Consider the following 15712-nt stretch of genomic DNA (forward strand, 5'->3'; position numbering starts at 1 on the left):
TTCCTACGGGAAGCCGCACCGCGCCCTGTGCTTCCTTGAATCACAGCACTCTGGCGCTGGTTTTCTGCCGCCTGCACGTCGAAGAGCCGCCGCAGGACGAGCCATGCGTTGGTTGTCCACTTCGATATTGATTTCGAGATTCAGTCCAATCCCGCAAATCTATTCACCCTTCTCCCGAAACTACGGAATGAAGTTTCTCTATTAAATTTATAGGGTACGTATTCTGATGTCCTCAGCGCCAGATCTTTCTGCCTTGCTCTTTGGCAAGACGGGCTGTCGCCGATGAACGGAGAGGACGCGAAATGACACGGAAAATCAGGCTTGGGGCATTTCTTCCCGGCGGTGGACAGCATGTTGCATCGTGGCGGCATCCCGACCAGCCGGTCGACGGCGCGACCAGTTTCGAATTTCACAAGCAACTCGCCCTGACGGCGGAACGCGGTCTCTTCGATGCCTACTTCCTGGCCGATGGACTGGCCGTCGGTTTCGGCGGAGCCCGTGATGGCGGCAACGCCCGCGTGGCCGGCTTCGAGCCCGTCACCTTGTTCTCCGCCCTTGCGCCTCTCACCACCCATCTCGGCTTCATCGCGACGTCCTCGACCACCTACGAGGAACCTTATACGACCGCCCGCAAGTTCGCTTCGCTCGATCTGATCTCGAACGGGCGCGCCGGCTGGAATGTCGTCACCACCACGGGCGACCTCACGGCGCAGAACTTCAACCGCGAAACCCAGCTTCCGCATGCCGAACGATATCGCCGCGCCGCCGAGCATGTCGAGGTCGTCCGCAAACTCTGGGAGAGCTTCGAGGACGACGCATTCATCCGCGACAAGGAGACCGGCGTCTTCTTCGATCCGGCGAAGCTGCACGACACCGACCACCGCGGCGAGCATTTCAGCGTGCGCGGCCCGCTCAACGTCTCGCGCTCGCCGCAGGGGCATCCCGTAATCGTGCAGGCCGGACAGTCCGAGGACGGACGCGGACTTGCCGCAGCAACCGCCGAAGTGATCTTCACCGCCCATCAGCACATCGAAACAGCCCAGGAATTCTACCGCGATATCAAGGCACGCGCCCGCGGCCTCGGCCGCAACCCCGATCACATCCTGGTCATGCCCGGCGTATCCGCCTTCGTCGGCCGGACCGAGGCCGAGGCGCGCGAGAAATACGACCGGCTGACCTCGCTCATTGTCGAAGAGGATGGAATCGGCCTCCTCAACGGCCTCACCGGCGGCACGCTCGACCTGCACGGTTATGATCTAGACGGGCCTCTTCCGCCAGCGCCCCCGACCGAAGGCATGAAGAGCCGCCAGGCGCTGATCCGCCAGATCGCCGATGAAAACAACTTCACCATCCGCCAGCTCTATCAGTGGATCGCCTCGGCCCGCGGTCACTACACCATCGTCGGCACGGCCGAGCAGATCGCCGATACGCTGCAGACATGGTTCGAGAACGAAGCCGCCGACGGCTTCAACATTTTGCCGCCTTGGCTGCCGACGGCGCTCGACGACTTTGTCGATCTCGTCATCCCCGAACTCCAGCGCCGCGGCCTGTTCCGCACTGCCTATGAAGGCAAGACGCTCCGGGAAAATCTCGGCTTGCCTTTCCCGACAAACCGCTGGGCTGCCGGACGCACTGTTCTTGAGGCAGCGGAGTGAGGAGAAACCAATGGCCTACGAAATCAACCAGGCTCTTCCGAGAAGCTTCGGCCGTCTGAAAAGCAGCAAAAGCAATAGTTCCCCTCTGGTCTCCAATGTGCGCGGAGTGCTAGCGGCATTTTTGCCGCGCTACGGTCTGCTCATCAGCTTTCTCGTGCTCTGGCAGGTGTCGAGCACCAGGGGCTGGATCAATCCCGCCGTCTTCCCGCCGTTGAACGTGATCCTTTCGGCGCTGTGGACCAATCTTGCCAATGGCGCCTTGCTCGATGACATCGCCATCAGCCTGCAGCGCTCCGGAACCGCCTTCGCCTTTGCCGTCGTTGTCGGTATTCCGCTCGGCCTGTTCATGGGCCAGTTTCGCTTGGTCGAACAGGCGCTCGACCCGATCCTGCAGCTCTTCCGGCAGACCTCGGCGCTGGCGCTCTATCCGGTTTTCATCCTGCTGCTCGGCCTCGGCGAAACCTCCAAGATCTTTGTGATCTTCTGGGCGACATTGTTTCCGGTGCTGCTCGCCACGATCGGCGGCGTCAAGGAGGTGGACCAGAAGCTCATCGAGATGGCGCGCACCTATGGCGCCGGACCGCTGACCGTCTTCCGGCGCGTCATCTTGCCGGCATCCGTCCCGGCAATCTTCGTCGGCCTGCGTCTTTCGGCGACGACTGCGCTTCTGCTGCTGATCGCCGCCGAGATGATCGGCGCCAACAAGGGCATCGGCTTTCAGGTGATGAACGCCCAGTATAACTTCCAGATCCCGCTGATGTTTGCGGCGATCCTGCTGCTCGCCTTCCTCGGCCTTGCCGCGAATGCCCTGCTCGTTCTCCTGCAGCGCCGTCTCTGCCGCTGGTCTCAGCCGAGCACCTGATCTCTTCCTCCGATTTTTCTTTTCCGAAAGGACATCCCATGACGTTCCATCCTCGCAATTTTCTCCTGCCGGCTGTGATAGCGCTCGGTCTCGCCACGCCAGCCGCAGCCGCCGACACCGTGAAGCTGCGCTATCTCGCGAGCCAGGGCGGTCTTGCCGCCCATGAACTTGCCGCCGAACTCGGCTATTTCGACGGCACAGGCATCACGTTTGAGAATGTCGGTTATGCCCAGGGCGGCCCGGCCTCCCTGATCGCTCTGGCATCCGGTGATGTCGAGATCGGCAGCGCCGCCACCTCCGCGGTCCTGAACTCGATCATCGGCGGCAACGACTTCGTCGCCGCTTATCCGTCGAACGGCATCAATGACGAAGTACAGTCGACCTTCTACGTGCTGGAGGACAGCCCGATCAAAACAATCAAGGACATTGTCGGCAAGAGCATCGCCGTCAACACGCTCGGCGCGCATCTCGACTACACGATCCGCGAGGCCCTGCATTCCGTCGGTCTGCCGAGCGACTCCGCCAATCAGGTCGTCGTTCCCGGGCCGCAGCTCGAACAGGTGCTGCGCTCCAAGCAAGTCGATATCGCCGCCTTCGGCTATTGGCAGACGACCTTCGAGGGCGCCGCACTCAAGAACGGCGGCCTGCGTGCTGTCTTCGACGATACCGACGTACTCGGCGACATCGCCGGCGGCTTCGTGGTCCTGCGCCGTGATTTCATCAAGCAACATCCGGAAGCCTCGAAAATCTTCGTCGAGCAGTCGGCCCGCGCTCTCGACTATGCCCGCGAGCATCCCGAGGAAACCAAGAAGATCCTCGCCAAGGCGCTCGCCGAACGTGGCGAGAATCCCGATATCGCGCAGTACTTCCGCGGTTACGGCGTGCGCGCCGGCGGCCTGCCGGTCGAGCGCGACATCCAGTTCTGGATCGACGTCCTGGTTCGCGAAGGCAAGCTGAAGCAAGGCCAGCTGGCGGCCAAGGACATTCTCTTTACCGCCGACGCCAAACCGGCAAGCAATTGAGGAACCGTGATGAGCGTCGCTGAGGATATTCGCCGCGGAGAGGTGACGATCCGTCGTCTCTCCAAATCCTACAGACTGAACGGCAAACCCCTGCAGGTTCTGAAGGATATCAATCTCCATATCCGCTCCGGCGAAAGCCTCGCCATCGTCGGCGCCAGCGGTTCGGGCAAGACGACCCTGCTCAGGGTTCTCGCCGGACTTGAGGATTCCGACACCGGGGAGGTTCTGGTCGATGGCAAGGCAATACGAGGCGTCGGCGCCGAACGCGCCGTCATCTTCCAGGAGCCGCGCCTTCTTCCCTGGCTTACGGTACTCGACAACGTCGCTTTCGGACTGAAAACGAGAGGCCTCTCCCACGAGCAGGCGAGGGGGCGGGCACGCCACTATGTCAAGCTCGTCGGCCTGCAGCAATTCGAGGCGGCCTATCCCCGGCAGCTCTCCGGCGGCATGGCGCAGCGCGTCGGCATCGCCCGGGCGCTTGCCGTCCAGCCCGAGATCCTATTGCTCGACGAACCGCTCGGCGCGCTCGACGCCATGACCAAGATCGGCATGCAGCAGGAGCTCGCGCGGATTTGGCGCGACGAGGATGTGACAACCATTCTCGTCACACACGACCTCGAAGAGGCGATCTATCTCGCCGACCGGATCCTGATCCTGCCGCGGGAGAAGGGAGCCGAGCCGCGCCTGATCGAAATCGATCTGCCGCGTCCCCGCGACCGCAGCGCGCCGGAATTCGTCCGGCACCGGGAGGAGCTGCTCAATCTCTTCGGGCTGCATTGACCGCTTCCAGACGCAAACACGCGCCGCATGGGACCTATTCATGCGGCGCGCGGCAGTTGCGGCAGCGATTCGGAGGAAAGCCCCAACCGCTATTGCAACTTGCTCCTCGAACTGGCGGCCAGATAGGGCCGCCGGTCCAGTTCCGCTGACCGGTATGAACTGCGCAGCCGCAGCAGATCCTTGCGGGCGATCAGGCCGCACAGCTTGCCCGATGCTGGATCGACGATCGGAATGCGGCCGCTGTCCGTCGACAGCATCAGGTCGGCGATGAAGGCGACCGTATCATCGGGATGCCCCACGGGAACCGAGTCGTCTGTGACATTTTCCGCAAGCGTTTGGGTGGCCAACTCCGATTTTCCCTGCCAGAGCAGAGCGTCGGCCCTCGAAACAATGCCGGCCAATTTACCTGCGGCATCGACGAGCGGATAGATCCGGTGCGTCTTCTCTCGGGTGGCGAAGAAATCGCAGGCCTCGCCGACCGTCATGCTGACAGGAAGCGTGTCGACATCGCTGATCATGATCTCCCTTGCCCGGGACAGCTCAAACGGGTCGACACCATATTCGCGGGTGATGTGCTGACCGCGGCGCGCGATCTTCTCGGTGAGGATCGAGCGGCGCAGCAAAAGGACCGTGACGGCATAGGCGACCACGGTTGCCGCGAGCAGGGGAACGAGCGTACTGACGTCGCCGGTGATCTCCATCGCGAAGAAGGTCCCCGTCAGCGGTGCGCGCATGGTTCCGCCCATCATCGCGGCCATTCCGAGCAGTGCCCAGAAGCCGGGATCGTTGCCCGGCATGGCAATGCCGACCAGCCATCCGAGTGCGCCGCCGAAAATCAGGAGCGGCGCGAGCACGCCGCCCGAAGTGCCGGATGACAGGGCAAACAGCCAGATGATCGTCTTCACCAGCAGGATCGACAGTACGGCCGGTGCGAGCAACCGGTTGTTGAGCAGCCCGTCGATGATATCGTAGCCGACGCCCATGGCCCGCGGTTCGATCAGACCACCGAGACCGATGACGAGACCGCCAAGCGCCGGCCACCACATCCAGTGGATCGGCAATGCTTCGAACAGGTCCTCGATCTTGTAGAGCAGCGTCGTCAGCAAGCCGGATTGCAGACCTGAAATGATGCCCATTGCCGCACAGGCGAAAATCCCCCACCAAGGCAAGGTCACCTGGAAATGGGCCGGGAACAGCGGACCGGCGCCGAACAGCAGCGGACGCCAGCAGATCGACACGCAGGCGGCAACGGCGACGGGAATGAAGCTGCGCGGCTTCCATTCGAACAACAGCAGTTCGACTGCCAGCATGACCGCTGATATCGGCGAGCCGAAGATCGCCGTCATGCCTGCGGCCGCACCCGCAACGAGAAGCGTCTTCCGCTCGGCCGCGCTCATGTGAAAGAATTGGGCGAAAAGCGAGCCGATCGCGCCACCGGTCATGATGATCGGTCCCTCGGCGCCGAACGGACCGCCCGTTCCGATCGAGATCGCCGAAGATAGCGGCTTCAGGACAGCGACCTTCGGCGACATCCGGCTGCCGCCGATCAGGATGGCCTCGATCGCTTCCGGGATGCCGTGGCCGCGGATCTTCTCGGATCCGAAGCGGGCCATCAGCCCGATCGCGAGCCCTCCGAGCGGCGGCACCAGCACCACCCACAGCGAACGCGTCACGCCGGCGAGCGAGGCGGGCTCGATGCCGATCTTCCCGAACCAGATGACATTGGTCACCAGCGCGATGAGGCTGACGAGGCACCATGCTGCAAAGGCGCCGGCGGAGCCGATGATGATGGCCATGCCGATCAGGACGAGAACCCGCCTGTCGGTTGTGAAATCTCCGGCCTCGCGCCGGGAAAGACCGCCCGTAAAGTCGTGCGGCCTGTTGCTGGTTTGATGCTGCGCCATGGAAGCCTCTGCTACGCGGAAATAGGTATGCTTGAGCGGCTTGAATATATCGTAATACGATATAAATCAACGGATGAAAGCGTGAAGACGAACATGTCTTTTGAACATGCTTCGCTTGACCGGCTGACGCCCGCCCATCTATTCGATACCGGAAATAACTCCCGCACGGATCGCCACCTGCGGACGAGCGGCAGAGGAGAACGAGTTTGAAGAAAGCCGCGCCGCCGCTGAGACGGGAGGATTACGAGGCTCTTGCCGACCTCAGATTCGCACTTCGTCAATTCATGGACTTCAGCGCCTCCGCCGCACAGTCGGAAGGGCTGCCTCCACAACAGCACCAGGCTCTGCTGGCGATCAAGGGCCAACGCGGCGATGCTATGACCATCGGCATGCTGGCCGATAGGCTCATCATTGCGCCCCATACGGCGACCGAGCTTGTCGGGCGGCTGTCGGATGCGGGGCTCGTCGAACGCCATGCCGACCCGGCCGATCGGCGCCGCCAGACGCTCGCCCTGACCGACAAGGCGGACGAGCTTCTGACCAGACTGAGCGCCGTCCATCTCTCAGAAATCAGGGTGATGGCCCCGAAACTGATCGAGCTTCTTCTCGAGCTTCAGAAGACGGCACCGAAGGCGCAGTGAGTGACAGAGCCGGCAGATGTAGCCATCGTCCCAGCCTGCATCTCGTCGGTCGTCGCTTCAACCGAAGAGCGTGTTCCTGACGCGATGGATATGGGCTGCGCCGATGCCGCAGCAGCCGCCGATGATCGTAGCACCTGCCTCGGCCCAGGAGCAGGCAAAGCGCGAGTAGGCATCGTCGTTCAGGTCGTCACGGGTATCGTGCAGGCCTTCATTGGCGGCTGCCTCGCCTGTTTCTCCTTCGAACGCATTGGCATAGACGCCGATTTCGATCTGAGCATTCCTCTCGCGGAACACCCGTGCCGCCGTCTCGACCGCGCCCCGCATGACCTCGGGCTTGCTGCAATTGAATAGGAAAGCCGCCGCACCCGATGACACCGCCCATGATGCCGCCTCCTCGACGCTTTCGCCGGAGCGGAGTTTCGGCGTGTCGCCCCTGATCGCCGCCTCGTCATCCGCCAAGGTGAAGGAAATCCAGAACGGCTTGCCCGATGCCGCCACCGCCTTGCGGACGGCCTCGCCCTCGGCAATCAGGCTCAAAGTCTCACCGAGCCAAATATCGACGAAGGGAGCGAGGTTTTGGACCAGCACCTTGAGATAGTCCTGCACCCGGGAAGGCCGGAAATTCTGCGGTTCGTAGGAGCCGAAGATCGGCGGCAGCGAGCCGGCAACCAGCACCTTCCTGTCGGTCACGGCATCTGCAGCCTCGCGCGCGAGGCGACCTGCGAGGCGGATCAGCGCCGGCCCCTCCTGCTGAAAGCGGTCTTCGCCGATATGGAAGGGCACGAGCGCATAGCTGTTCGTCGTGATGATCTCGGAGCCGGCGGCGATGAATTCCTGGTGTACCTCCCGAACGATGTCAGGCGAATTCATCAGCGCCAGCGCCGACCATTCCGGCTGCTTGATTTCGGCGCCCAGTCGCAGAAGCTCGCGGCTCATGCCGCCATCGAGAATTCGCGTTGTGCTCATGAGGTAGTCTCCATTCAGGCTGTCGCGCCGTAATCGGCGGCGGGCTTTCAAAACAAAGTGGCGAGCTTTTCGTGGCCTAGCGGCGAACCGGCACCTGCGCTTCGAGCCCTCGAAAGACGTGGGCGATTACCGCGGTCAAGGCGAGATAAAAGAGGGTGACGACGATGAGCGGTTCATAGACGAGCAACGTGTCCTGGCGAACCTTGTTGGCGACGGCGTAGAGATCCATCACCGTCACCGTGAAGGCGAGCGGCGTCGCTTTGAGCTGCATGACGATTTCCCCGGCAATGGTCGGCAGGGCGATGCGAATGGCGCGCGGCAACCAGATGCGGCGGGTGAGCTTCCAGGGCGACAGGCCGAAAGCCCGACCGGCCTCGAGCTCGCCCTTGGGAACGGCAAGCAGCGCACCGCGCAGCACTTCCGCCTCATAGGCCGCATAATTCAGCGTGAAGCTGACGGAAGCGAAGAAAAAGCCCTCGCGCAGAATCGGCCAGAACAGGCTCTGGCGGATGCCGGGGATCATGGGCAGCAGCGAGCCGACCCCATAATAGAGGAGCCAAAGCTGGATCAGCAGCGGTGTGCCGCGGAAGAAGGTGCAGTAGGCGCGGGCGGCGAGCCGCGTCAGCCTGCCGCCGCTGACCTGCGCGAAGGCGAGACCGATGGCGATCATGAAACCGAACACCACTGATATGACCAGCAGCGCTACGGTCTGCCAGGCGCCGGTCAGAAGCAGCGGCCAATAGGAGGAGATCCAGGTGAAACTCATGGCGGCCTCAGGCCAGACGCGGCTGTCCCCGCCGCACCCGCCCTTCGATCAGTTTGAAGACGACGTTGGAAGCGAGTGTGATGGCGAGATAGAGAACTGCCGAAGCGAGGAAAAAAACGAAGTAGTGCTTGGTGCTTGCCCCGGCGAGACGGGTGGCGAGCGCTAACTCCTGATAGCCGACGACCGCGACCAGCGCGCTGTCCTTGGTGACCGACATCCACAGATTGGCAAGACCCGGCAGCGCGTTCGGCAACAGCGCCGGCAGCAGGATGCGGCGGAAGCGCAGCATCGGCCCCATGCCGAAAGCCTTGGCGGCCTCGATCTGGCCGACGGGGATGGCGAGAATCGCGCCGCGCAGCACCTCGGTCATATAGGCGCCCTGCACGAAACCGAGCACGGCGACGGCTGCGACGAAGCCGTTCACCTCGACCGGCGGCAGGCTGAATACCGCCAGCAGCTGGTTGAGGCCATCGGTGCCGGCATAATAGAGTCCGACGATTAGGATCAGTTCGGGAACGGCACGGATCACCGTCGTATAGAGATCGAGCATCAGGCGGAGCACAGGGTTGCCGGAAAGCTTTCCCAGCGCACCGCCGGTGCCGAACAGCAGACCGACGGCGAAGGCGCAGGCCGAGATGGCGACCGTGGAGACCGCACCTGCCAAGAGAACGCCGCCCCATCCCGGAGGATAGGGGGAGAGCAGGTCCAGAATGCCTTGTTGCGCGGTCGCCATTTCTAAGAGCTTACTTCGCGCCGTAGATATCGAAGTCGAAGTATTTCTTGGTGATCGCGTCATACTGACCGCTGGCGCGCACTGCCGCGATTGCCTTGTTCAGCTTGGCTTTCAATTCGGTATCTTCCTTGCGCAAGCCGCCAGAAACGCCAGCCCCGAGAATCTCCTTGTCGTCGGCGACATCGCCCATGTTGGCGCAGCAATCCTTGCCGGCATCGCTTTTCAGGAAGGCGTCAAGCGCCAGCGAATCCCCGAAGACGTAGTCGATGCGGCCGGAAGCGAGATCCTGGAAAGCCTCGTCGAGCGTCTGGTAGGTCTTTTCCTCGGCGGCAGCGGCAAAATACTTCTTGTAATATTCAGACTGGATCGTCGACACCTGGATGCCGATGGTCTTGCCCTTCACATCCTCGGCCGTGGCGCCCGGCTTCTGGTCCTTGGGGCCGATCAGGGTGCTCGGCGTGTTGTAATATTTGTCGGTGAAGTCGATTACCTTCGCACGTTCCGCGGTGTTCGACATCGACGACCAGATCACGTCGAACTTCTTGCTCTGAAGAGCTGGAATGAGGCCGTCCCAGGAGATCTCGACGATCGAGCATTTCTCCTTCATCTCTTCGCAGACGGCATTCATCAGGTCGATTTCCCATCCCTGCCACTGGCCCGAAGCGTCCTTGGCGAAGAAGGGCGGATAAGCTTCGTTCATGACGCCGAAGCGGACTTCGGCCTGTGCCGCGACGGCGGAAAGCGCAAATGCGACGCCGGCGAAAAGCGTGGGGAGCAGTTTCATTCGCAGGGTTCTCCTGGTTCGTATTGTGGGTGATGGCTCGATGCGAGATCAGTGGGCGGTGAGACCGGTGAATTCCCGGCAGCGGGCGCTGACGGGCGTCCCGAAGACTTGTTCCGGCGGGCCTTCCTCCTCGATCCGCCCTTGGTGCAGGAAGAGGACGCGGCTTGAAACGTCGCGAGCGAAGCGCATTTCATGCGTGACGATCAGCATGGTCCGGCCCTCTTCCGCCAGATCTCGGATGACTTTCAGTACCTCGCCAACCAGCTCGGGATCGAGCGCCGATGTCGGCTCATCGAACAGCATGACGGCGGGATCGACGCAGAGCGCTCTTGCGATCGCCGCGCGCTGCTGCTGGCCGCCAGAGAGAAAGGCGGGGTAGGCGTCGCGCTTGTCGAAAAGCCCGACCTTGTGCAGCAGAGCTTCCGCCTTTTCGATCGCTTCGCGCCTGGAAACGCCCATGACATGCACCGGCGCCTCGACGACGTTTTCCAGCACGGTCCGATGAGCCCAGAGATTGAAGCTCTGAAAGACCATGCCAAGCCCGGTTCGCAGCCGCTCGATCTGCCGCCAGCTCTGCGGCTGCAGCCGCCCGCCGCGGCCGGTTTTCAGAGCGACCTCCTCGCCGTTCACAGCGATGCGGCCACGATCCGGCGTTTCCAGAAAATTGATGCATCTGAGGAAGGTGCTCTTGCCAGAACCGGACGAGCCGATAATGGAGATGACGTCAGACTTATGGGCCTCGGCCGAAATACCCTTGAGAACCTGTTGCGAGCCGAAGCTTTTATGAAGATCTTCGACGCGAAGAGCAGGAATGGGCTGATCCGACATGCATGGGTCCGACTGAACTGAGTTTGCGAAGGATAATGATAAAGTTGCGCGGTTTTTTCGCGCAATTTCTGCCTATTCTGCATTTAATGTGCAAAATAATCTTTCTCATGCGGCAAATCAGGCAGAACGCATGAGCCGCGAAACGCCGAAATGGACTGGACAATGGAACAGCTGGATCGTTTTGACCGTGACATCCTCGACATAGTTCAGCGCGACTGCCAGCTGAAGGCCGAAACGATCGCCGAGCGGGTAGGTTTGTCGGTCTCGGCCGTGCAGCGGCGGCTGAAGCGGCTGCGCGAGGAGGGCATCATCAAGGCGGAGGTCGCCGTCCTCGACCGGAAGGCGACGGGGACATCGATGGTGTTCATCGTCGGGATGGAGATCGAGCGGGACAATTACGACGCCTTGGCGAAGTTCCGCCTCTGGGCGGAAAAACAGGATCATATCCAGCAGGTCTATTACGTCACCGGCGCGGTCGATCTGATCGCGATCGTCACCGCCCGCGACGTCGAGCATTATGATGACATCGCCGCCCTCATCATGGCTGACAATCCGCAGATCCGCCGCATGCATACGAATGTGGTGCTGCGGGACGTCAAGCTCGGCCTGTTCGTGCCGCTGGAATAGCCATCACCTCGTGCCGCCGGCAAGCTGCTGGACTCATGTCGGACAAAGGGCATAATTCCGGACGCATTTCGGGAGGAACGAACTTGACCCTACGACACCAGATCATCGCATTGGCGATCGTCCCGCTCGTCATTTCGATCCTTGCAATCACCACCTTCATCACCTGGCAATCGGCAAATCTCGCCAAGAACAGCATCGACACGTTCGAGCAGAACATGCTGAAGACCAAGGAAACCGAAATCCTCAACCTGACCAATCTTGCCTTGTCCGCCATCCAGGCGATCTACGACAAGGCCGGTCCTGACGACGAACCCGCCAAGCAGCAGGTGGCTGAAATTCTGACCTCGCTCGATTACGGCAGGGATGGCTATTTCTTCGTCTACGACTATGACGGCAACAATATCGTCCATCCGCGCCAGAGCTTCCGGCATGGGCAAAATTGGCTGAATCTGACCGATCCTGACGGCGACAAAGTGATCGCCGAGCTGATCGCCACGGCAAAGGCGGGCGGCGGCCTGCATCAATACAAATGGCAGAAACCCTCGACCGGACAGATCGCCGACAAGCTCTCCTTCGTCGTCAGCCTCGACAAATGGCACTGGGTGGTGGGAACCGGCGTCTATCTCGACGACGTCTTTGCCCAGAGTGCGGCCGCCAACGCCGTGACGCGCGCAAATATCAGACGAACCTTCGTCATCGTCGCGCTGATTGCCGTACCCTCGGTGCTCGTCGTCTTCACGACCTGCATGCTGCTGACCTTCCATGAGCGCCGTATGGCTGACAGCCGACTCAAGGAGCTGACGCAGCGGGTCATCGATACCCAGGAGGAAGAACGCGCGCGGCTCGCCCGCGAGCTGCACGACGGCATTTCCCAGAACCTTCTCGGGGTGCGCTATGCGATGGATCTCGCCGGCCGCAAGGTCAGGACCAATGTCGACGATGCAGCGCTGACCATCGACCGTGGTGTCGAGGCGCTGAACGGCGCCATCAAGGAAATACGGCGGCTCTCGCACGATCTGCGCCCCCGCGTGCTCGACGATCTCGGCCTGACCGCCGCACTGGAGGCGCTCTGTCATCATTTCGCCGAGCGCACGGGGATCGAGACTGATATCGACGCTTCAGGCTTTACCGGCACGCTGAAAGCCGAGGCCAACACCGCCCTCTATCGCGTCGCCCAGGAAGCCTTCAACAATGTCGAGCGGCACGCGGGCGCCTCGAAGCTTTCGGTGAAGCTCTGGTGCGACGGCGGCCGCGCCCGCATGACGATTTCAGACAACGGCACCGGCTTCGACGGCAGCAAGGACGGCGCAGCCGGCGGGTCAGGCCTCGGGCTGCGCAACATGCAGGAGCGGATGGCCCACTTTCGGGGCCTGCTGCTCATCAACAGCAGCGAGTCCGGCACGACGCTGACGGCAATGATGCCGAGGTCGGCCAATCTGCCGGCCGGCAAGCAGGCGGAAGCCGCATGAGTGAACGGCCGAAAATCAGGGTTCTCCTGATCGACAACCATCCGCTGGTGCTGGACGGATTGAAAGCCGTATTGGAAACATTCGACCATATCGAAGTCGCCGGCACCGCTGGTCTCGCGCAAACAGGCCTCGACATCGCCCGGCAGGTCCAGCCGCAGGTGGTGCTGATGGATATCAACATGCCGAAACTCAGCGGCATCGATGCGATCGAACTGTTCAGGAACGATCTTCCCCAGGCACGGGTCGTGATGCTGTCCATGCACGACAGCCGCGAATATATCTCCTCCTCGGTCATGCATGGCGCTGCCGGTTACGTGCTCAAAGATGTTTCGACCGACGAGATCGTCTCGGCCATCGACACCGTTGCGGCCGGGGGCACCTATTTCTCCTCGGGTGTCTTCGACGCGCTGATGGGCGAACGCGCGGAAGAGGGCAGTGATCCGCTGACGCCACGCGAGCGCGACATTCTCGGACTGATCGTTGCCGGCAGGAGCAACCGGGAGATCGCCGAAGCGCTCGGAATAACCGCCGCGACGGCGGAAACGCACCGCAAGAACCTCAAGAAGAAGCTCGGTATCGCAACGACGGCAGGCCTCATCCGCTATGCGCTGGATCACGGCATCATCTCCAAAGTGAGATGAATCCCGGTCTACCCACTTCTGGGTAGAGCCCCGCATTTCGGCCTGACACCCATCTTGTGAGGGCAAAACCGACGTCCTAGGACTCCATCCACGGCCAGCCGAGGGTGAGCCGTTGGGAGGAATTCATATGCGTTACATCAGCTTTCGATCGGCTGGAAAGATCGAGCGATCCGAACCGCGCTCGCCGCGGCCGCCGGCTGACAGACCTGCCTTCCACGCCGACAACTGGAACATGGCGACCGCCGCCCGCGGCGCTTGAAAGGTATCCGACATGGAAAAACCACATAGCAAGGCAGCGCTCTGGCTGCTGATCATTCCCTACATAGGGCTGCTCTGGCCGTCATTCTACAATCTGCGTGAGCCGTCGCTTTTCGGCTTTCCTTTCTTCTACTGGTATCAGCTTCTCTGGGTGCCGATCACCGCGACGCTGACCTGGATCGCCTATCGGAGCACCCGCCATGACGACTGATATCAACGGCACGGCGCTCGCCGTCTTCATCTTCTTTTTCGCCCTCGTCACCGTCATGGGCTTCGTCGCCAGCCGCTGGCGCAAGCCCGAGACACTCGCCCATATCGATGAATGGGGCCTCGGAGGCCGCAATTTCGGCACCTGGATCACCTGGTTTCTCGTCGGCGGCGATTTCTATACCGCCTATACGGTGATCGCCGTCCCGGCGCTGGTCTATACGGTCGGCGCCTACGGCTTCTTTGCGCTGCCCTACACCATCGTCGTCTATCCCTTCGTCTTCATGGTCATGCCGGTGTTGTGGAAACGCGCCAAGGATTTCGGCTATGTGACGGCGGCCGACGTCGTCCATGGCCAATACGGATCGCGCGGCCTCGAACTCGCCGTCGCGGCCACGGGCGTCATCGCCACCATGCCTTATATCGCCCTGCAGCTCGTCGGCATGACGGCGGTTCTGAAGGCGCTCGGGCTGCATGGCGAACTGCCGCTGGCGATCGCCTTCATCGTGCTGGCGCTCTACACCTATTCGGCCGGCCTGCGCGCCCCGGCGCTGATCGCCTTCGTCAAGGACATCATGATCTATATCGTGGTAATCGCAGCCGTCGCGTTGATCCCGTCGAAGCTTGGTGGCTACGCCAATGTCTTTGCCTCGGCCGATGCGGCCTTCCAGGCCAAGGGCTCCGGCAGCCTGCTGCTCGGCGGAAATCAATATGTCGCCTATGCGACGCTCGCTTTCGGTTCGGCGCTTGCGGCCTTCATGTATCCGCATACGCTGACGGGCATCTTTGCCTCCAACAGCGGCAAGACGATCCGCAAGAATGCGATCATGCTGCCCGCCTATACGCTGCTGCTCGGCCTTCTGGCGCTGCTCGGCTATATGGGCCACGCCGCCAACCTGAAGCTCGACAGCGCCAATGACGTCGTTCCCACGCTGTTCAAGACGCTGTTTTCGGGCTGGTTCTCCGGCTTCGCCTTTGCGGCGATCGCCATCGGCGCGCTGGTGCCGGCGGCGGTGATGAGCATTGGCGCTGCCAATCTTTTCACCCGTAACTTCTGGAAGGCCTATGTCGATCCCAAGGTCAGCGATGCGGGCGAGGCCAAGGTCGCGAAGATCACCTCACTCGTGGTGAAGGTCGGCGCGCTTCTCGTCATCCTGTTCCTGCCGACGCAGTTCGCCCTCGACCTGCAGCTGCTTGGCGGCATCTGGATCCTGCAGACGCTCCCGGCGCTGGTCTTCGGTCTCTACACCGGCTGGTTCCGTGCACCCGGCCTGCTTGCCGGCTGGTTCGTCGGCTTCTGCGGCGGCACCTTCCTGGTCTGGGATGCCGGCTGGAAGCCGCTGCACCTGATCAGCCTCGGCGGCGAACCCTTCACCGTCTACACCGGACTGCTGGCGCTCGCGGCAAACATCGGCGTTGCCGTCGTGATCAACGCTCTGCTTCCGGCCAGGTCCGCGGTTCGGGCCTGAGATGAAATCGGCATAGGGGGCGATCGATGTGATCGCACCCCTGCCACACCACCCGGCATGCGGGTCCGCACCGGGCGGTTCGAGAGATTGAGGTTTACGC

Annotated in this window: 17 protein-coding genes; 11 read left to right on the forward strand and 6 right to left on the reverse strand. The window is 61.9% G+C overall.

Annotated elements, in window-relative coordinates; all coding sequences use genetic code 11:
- Positions 1-302 precede the first annotated feature (302 nt).
- Genes GGD53_RS22090 through GGD53_RS22105 form a run of 4 tightly spaced genes read left to right on the forward strand, consistent with a single transcriptional unit; the run spans position 303 to position 4319 of the window.
- The gene (locus GGD53_RS22090) at positions 303-1655 is read left to right on the forward strand and encodes an LLM class flavin-dependent oxidoreductase (protein WP_184458992.1); all 1353 of its coding nucleotides are present in this window, start codon (positions 303-305) and stop codon (positions 1653-1655) included.
- 10 nt (positions 1656-1665) lie between these two features.
- Positions 1666-2517: an ABC transporter permease gene (locus GGD53_RS22095; protein WP_184458993.1), complete on the forward strand. Its 852-nt coding sequence runs from the start codon at positions 1666-1668 to the stop codon at positions 2515-2517.
- 38 nt (positions 2518-2555) lie between these two features.
- Positions 2556-3539, forward strand: coding sequence for an ABC transporter substrate-binding protein (locus GGD53_RS22100; RefSeq protein ID WP_184458994.1), 984 nt, complete (start codon positions 2556-2558; stop codon positions 3537-3539).
- 9 nt (positions 3540-3548) lie between these two features.
- Positions 3549-4319: an ABC transporter ATP-binding protein gene (locus GGD53_RS22105; RefSeq protein WP_184458995.1), complete on the forward strand. Its 771-nt coding sequence runs from the start codon at positions 3549-3551 to the stop codon at positions 4317-4319.
- 89 nt (positions 4320-4408) lie between these two features.
- Here the strand turns inward: GGD53_RS22105 and GGD53_RS22110 are convergent, their stop codons facing one another.
- Positions 4409-6223, reverse strand: coding sequence for a chloride channel protein (locus tag GGD53_RS22110; protein ID WP_184458996.1), 1815 nt, complete (start codon positions 6221-6223; stop codon positions 4409-4411).
- Between the two features lie 206 nt (positions 6224-6429).
- Here GGD53_RS22110 and GGD53_RS22115 point away from each other — a divergent pair, with 206 nt between their 5' ends.
- The gene (locus GGD53_RS22115) at positions 6430-6864 is read left to right on the forward strand and encodes a MarR family winged helix-turn-helix transcriptional regulator (protein WP_184458997.1); all 435 of its coding nucleotides are present in this window, start codon (positions 6430-6432) and stop codon (positions 6862-6864) included.
- A gap of 57 nt (positions 6865-6921) precedes the next feature.
- Here the strand turns inward: GGD53_RS22115 and GGD53_RS22120 are convergent, their stop codons facing one another.
- The 5 genes from GGD53_RS22120 to GGD53_RS22140 all read right to left on the reverse strand — a co-directional run bounded on the left by GGD53_RS22120 (position 6922) and on the right by GGD53_RS22140 (position 10941).
- Positions 6922-7830 (reverse strand): homocysteine S-methyltransferase family protein, encoded by a 909-nt coding sequence (locus GGD53_RS22120; protein ID WP_184458998.1) that lies wholly within the window; start codon positions 7828-7830, stop codon positions 6922-6924.
- Positions 7831-7906: 76 nt separating this feature from the next.
- Positions 7907-8596, reverse strand: coding sequence for an ABC transporter permease (locus GGD53_RS22125; RefSeq protein ID WP_184458999.1), 690 nt, complete (start codon positions 8594-8596; stop codon positions 7907-7909).
- Positions 8597-8603: 7 nt separating this feature from the next.
- On the reverse strand, positions 8604-9329 hold the full coding sequence (locus GGD53_RS22130; protein ID WP_184459000.1) for an ABC transporter permease: 726 nt from the start codon (positions 9327-9329) through the stop codon (positions 8604-8606).
- A 10-nt stretch (positions 9330-9339) separates the two neighbouring features.
- Entirely contained in the window at positions 9340-10113 is a 774-nt protein-coding gene (locus tag GGD53_RS22135) for a transporter substrate-binding domain-containing protein (protein WP_184459001.1), read from the reverse strand.
- Positions 10114-10161: 48 nt separating this feature from the next.
- A complete protein-coding gene (locus tag GGD53_RS22140) occupies positions 10162-10941 on the reverse strand; it encodes an ABC transporter ATP-binding protein (RefSeq protein WP_184459002.1) in 780 nt (259 codons plus the stop codon).
- Positions 10942-11103: 162 nt separating this feature from the next.
- Here GGD53_RS22140 and GGD53_RS22145 point away from each other — a divergent pair, with 162 nt between their 5' ends.
- From GGD53_RS22145 to mctP, 6 genes are all read left to right on the forward strand, one after another.
- On the forward strand, positions 11104-11568 hold the full coding sequence (locus GGD53_RS22145; protein ID WP_184459003.1) for an Lrp/AsnC family transcriptional regulator: 465 nt from the start codon (positions 11104-11106) through the stop codon (positions 11566-11568).
- An 83-nt stretch (positions 11569-11651) separates the two neighbouring features.
- Positions 11652-13037 (forward strand): cache domain-containing protein, encoded by a 1386-nt coding sequence (locus GGD53_RS22150; RefSeq protein WP_184459004.1) that lies wholly within the window; start codon positions 11652-11654, stop codon positions 13035-13037.
- Positions 13034-13678 (forward strand): response regulator, encoded by a 645-nt coding sequence (locus GGD53_RS22155; RefSeq protein ID WP_184459005.1) that lies wholly within the window; start codon positions 13034-13036, stop codon positions 13676-13678. Before GGD53_RS22150 ends, GGD53_RS22155 begins: the two co-directional genes overlap by 4 nt.
- A gap of 127 nt (positions 13679-13805) precedes the next feature.
- Positions 13806-13937, forward strand: a complete 132-nt coding sequence (locus GGD53_RS32190) for a hypothetical protein (RefSeq protein ID WP_281413928.1) — start codon at positions 13806-13808, stop codon at positions 13935-13937.
- Between the two features lie 12 nt (positions 13938-13949).
- Complete coding sequence (locus tag GGD53_RS22160; protein ID WP_184459006.1) at positions 13950-14147, forward strand: DUF3311 domain-containing protein; 198 nt, start codon at positions 13950-13952, stop codon at positions 14145-14147.
- Positions 14137-15612, forward strand: coding sequence for a sodium:solute symporter family monocarboxylate transporter (mctP, locus tag GGD53_RS22165; RefSeq protein WP_184459007.1), 1476 nt, complete (start codon positions 14137-14139; stop codon positions 15610-15612). Before GGD53_RS22160 ends, mctP begins: the two co-directional genes overlap by 11 nt.
- Positions 15613-15712: the final 100 nt, after the last annotated feature.

This window comes from Rhizobium aethiopicum (assembly GCF_014197535.1).
GTDB classification, from domain to species: domain Bacteria; phylum Pseudomonadota; class Alphaproteobacteria; order Rhizobiales; family Rhizobiaceae; genus Rhizobium; species Rhizobium aethiopicum_A.

Bases quoted from the DNA above. Each gene is read 5' to 3' on its own strand.
- GGD53_RS22090 (WP_184458992.1), top strand. From the start codon at position 303: ATGACACGGAAAATCAGGCTTGGGGCATTTCTTCCCGGCGGTGGACAG.
- GGD53_RS22095 (WP_184458993.1), top strand. From the start codon at position 1,666: ATGGCCTACGAAATCAACCAGGCTCTTCCGAGAAGCTTCGGCCGTCTG.
- GGD53_RS22100 (WP_184458994.1), top strand. From the start codon at position 2,556: ATGACGTTCCATCCTCGCAATTTTCTCCTGCCGGCTGTGATAGCGCTC.
- GGD53_RS22105 (WP_184458995.1), top strand. From the start codon at position 3,549: ATGAGCGTCGCTGAGGATATTCGCCGCGGAGAGGTGACGATCCGTCGT.
- GGD53_RS22110 (WP_184458996.1), bottom strand. From the start codon at position 6,223: ATGGCGCAGCATCAAACCAGCAACAGGCCGCACGACTTTACGGGCGGT.
- GGD53_RS22120 (WP_184458998.1), bottom strand. From the start codon at position 7,830: ATGAGCACAACGCGAATTCTCGATGGCGGCATGAGCCGCGAGCTTCTG.
- GGD53_RS22125 (WP_184458999.1), bottom strand. From the start codon at position 8,596: ATGAGTTTCACCTGGATCTCCTCCTATTGGCCGCTGCTTCTGACCGGC.
- GGD53_RS22130 (WP_184459000.1), bottom strand. From the start codon at position 9,329: ATGGCGACCGCGCAACAAGGCATTCTGGACCTGCTCTCCCCCTATCCT.
- GGD53_RS22135 (WP_184459001.1), bottom strand. From the start codon at position 10,113: ATGAAACTGCTCCCCACGCTTTTCGCCGGCGTCGCATTTGCGCTTTCC.
- GGD53_RS22140 (WP_184459002.1), bottom strand. From the start codon at position 10,941: ATGTCGGATCAGCCCATTCCTGCTCTTCGCGTCGAAGATCTTCATAAA.
- GGD53_RS22145 (WP_184459003.1), top strand. From the start codon at position 11,104: ATGGAACAGCTGGATCGTTTTGACCGTGACATCCTCGACATAGTTCAG.
- GGD53_RS22155 (WP_184459005.1), top strand. From the start codon at position 13,034: ATGAGTGAACGGCCGAAAATCAGGGTTCTCCTGATCGACAACCATCCG.
- GGD53_RS32190 (WP_281413928.1), top strand. From the start codon at position 13,806: ATGCGTTACATCAGCTTTCGATCGGCTGGAAAGATCGAGCGATCCGAA.
- GGD53_RS22160 (WP_184459006.1), top strand. From the start codon at position 13,950: ATGGAAAAACCACATAGCAAGGCAGCGCTCTGGCTGCTGATCATTCCC.
- mctP (WP_184459007.1), top strand. From the start codon at position 14,137: ATGACGACTGATATCAACGGCACGGCGCTCGCCGTCTTCATCTTCTTT.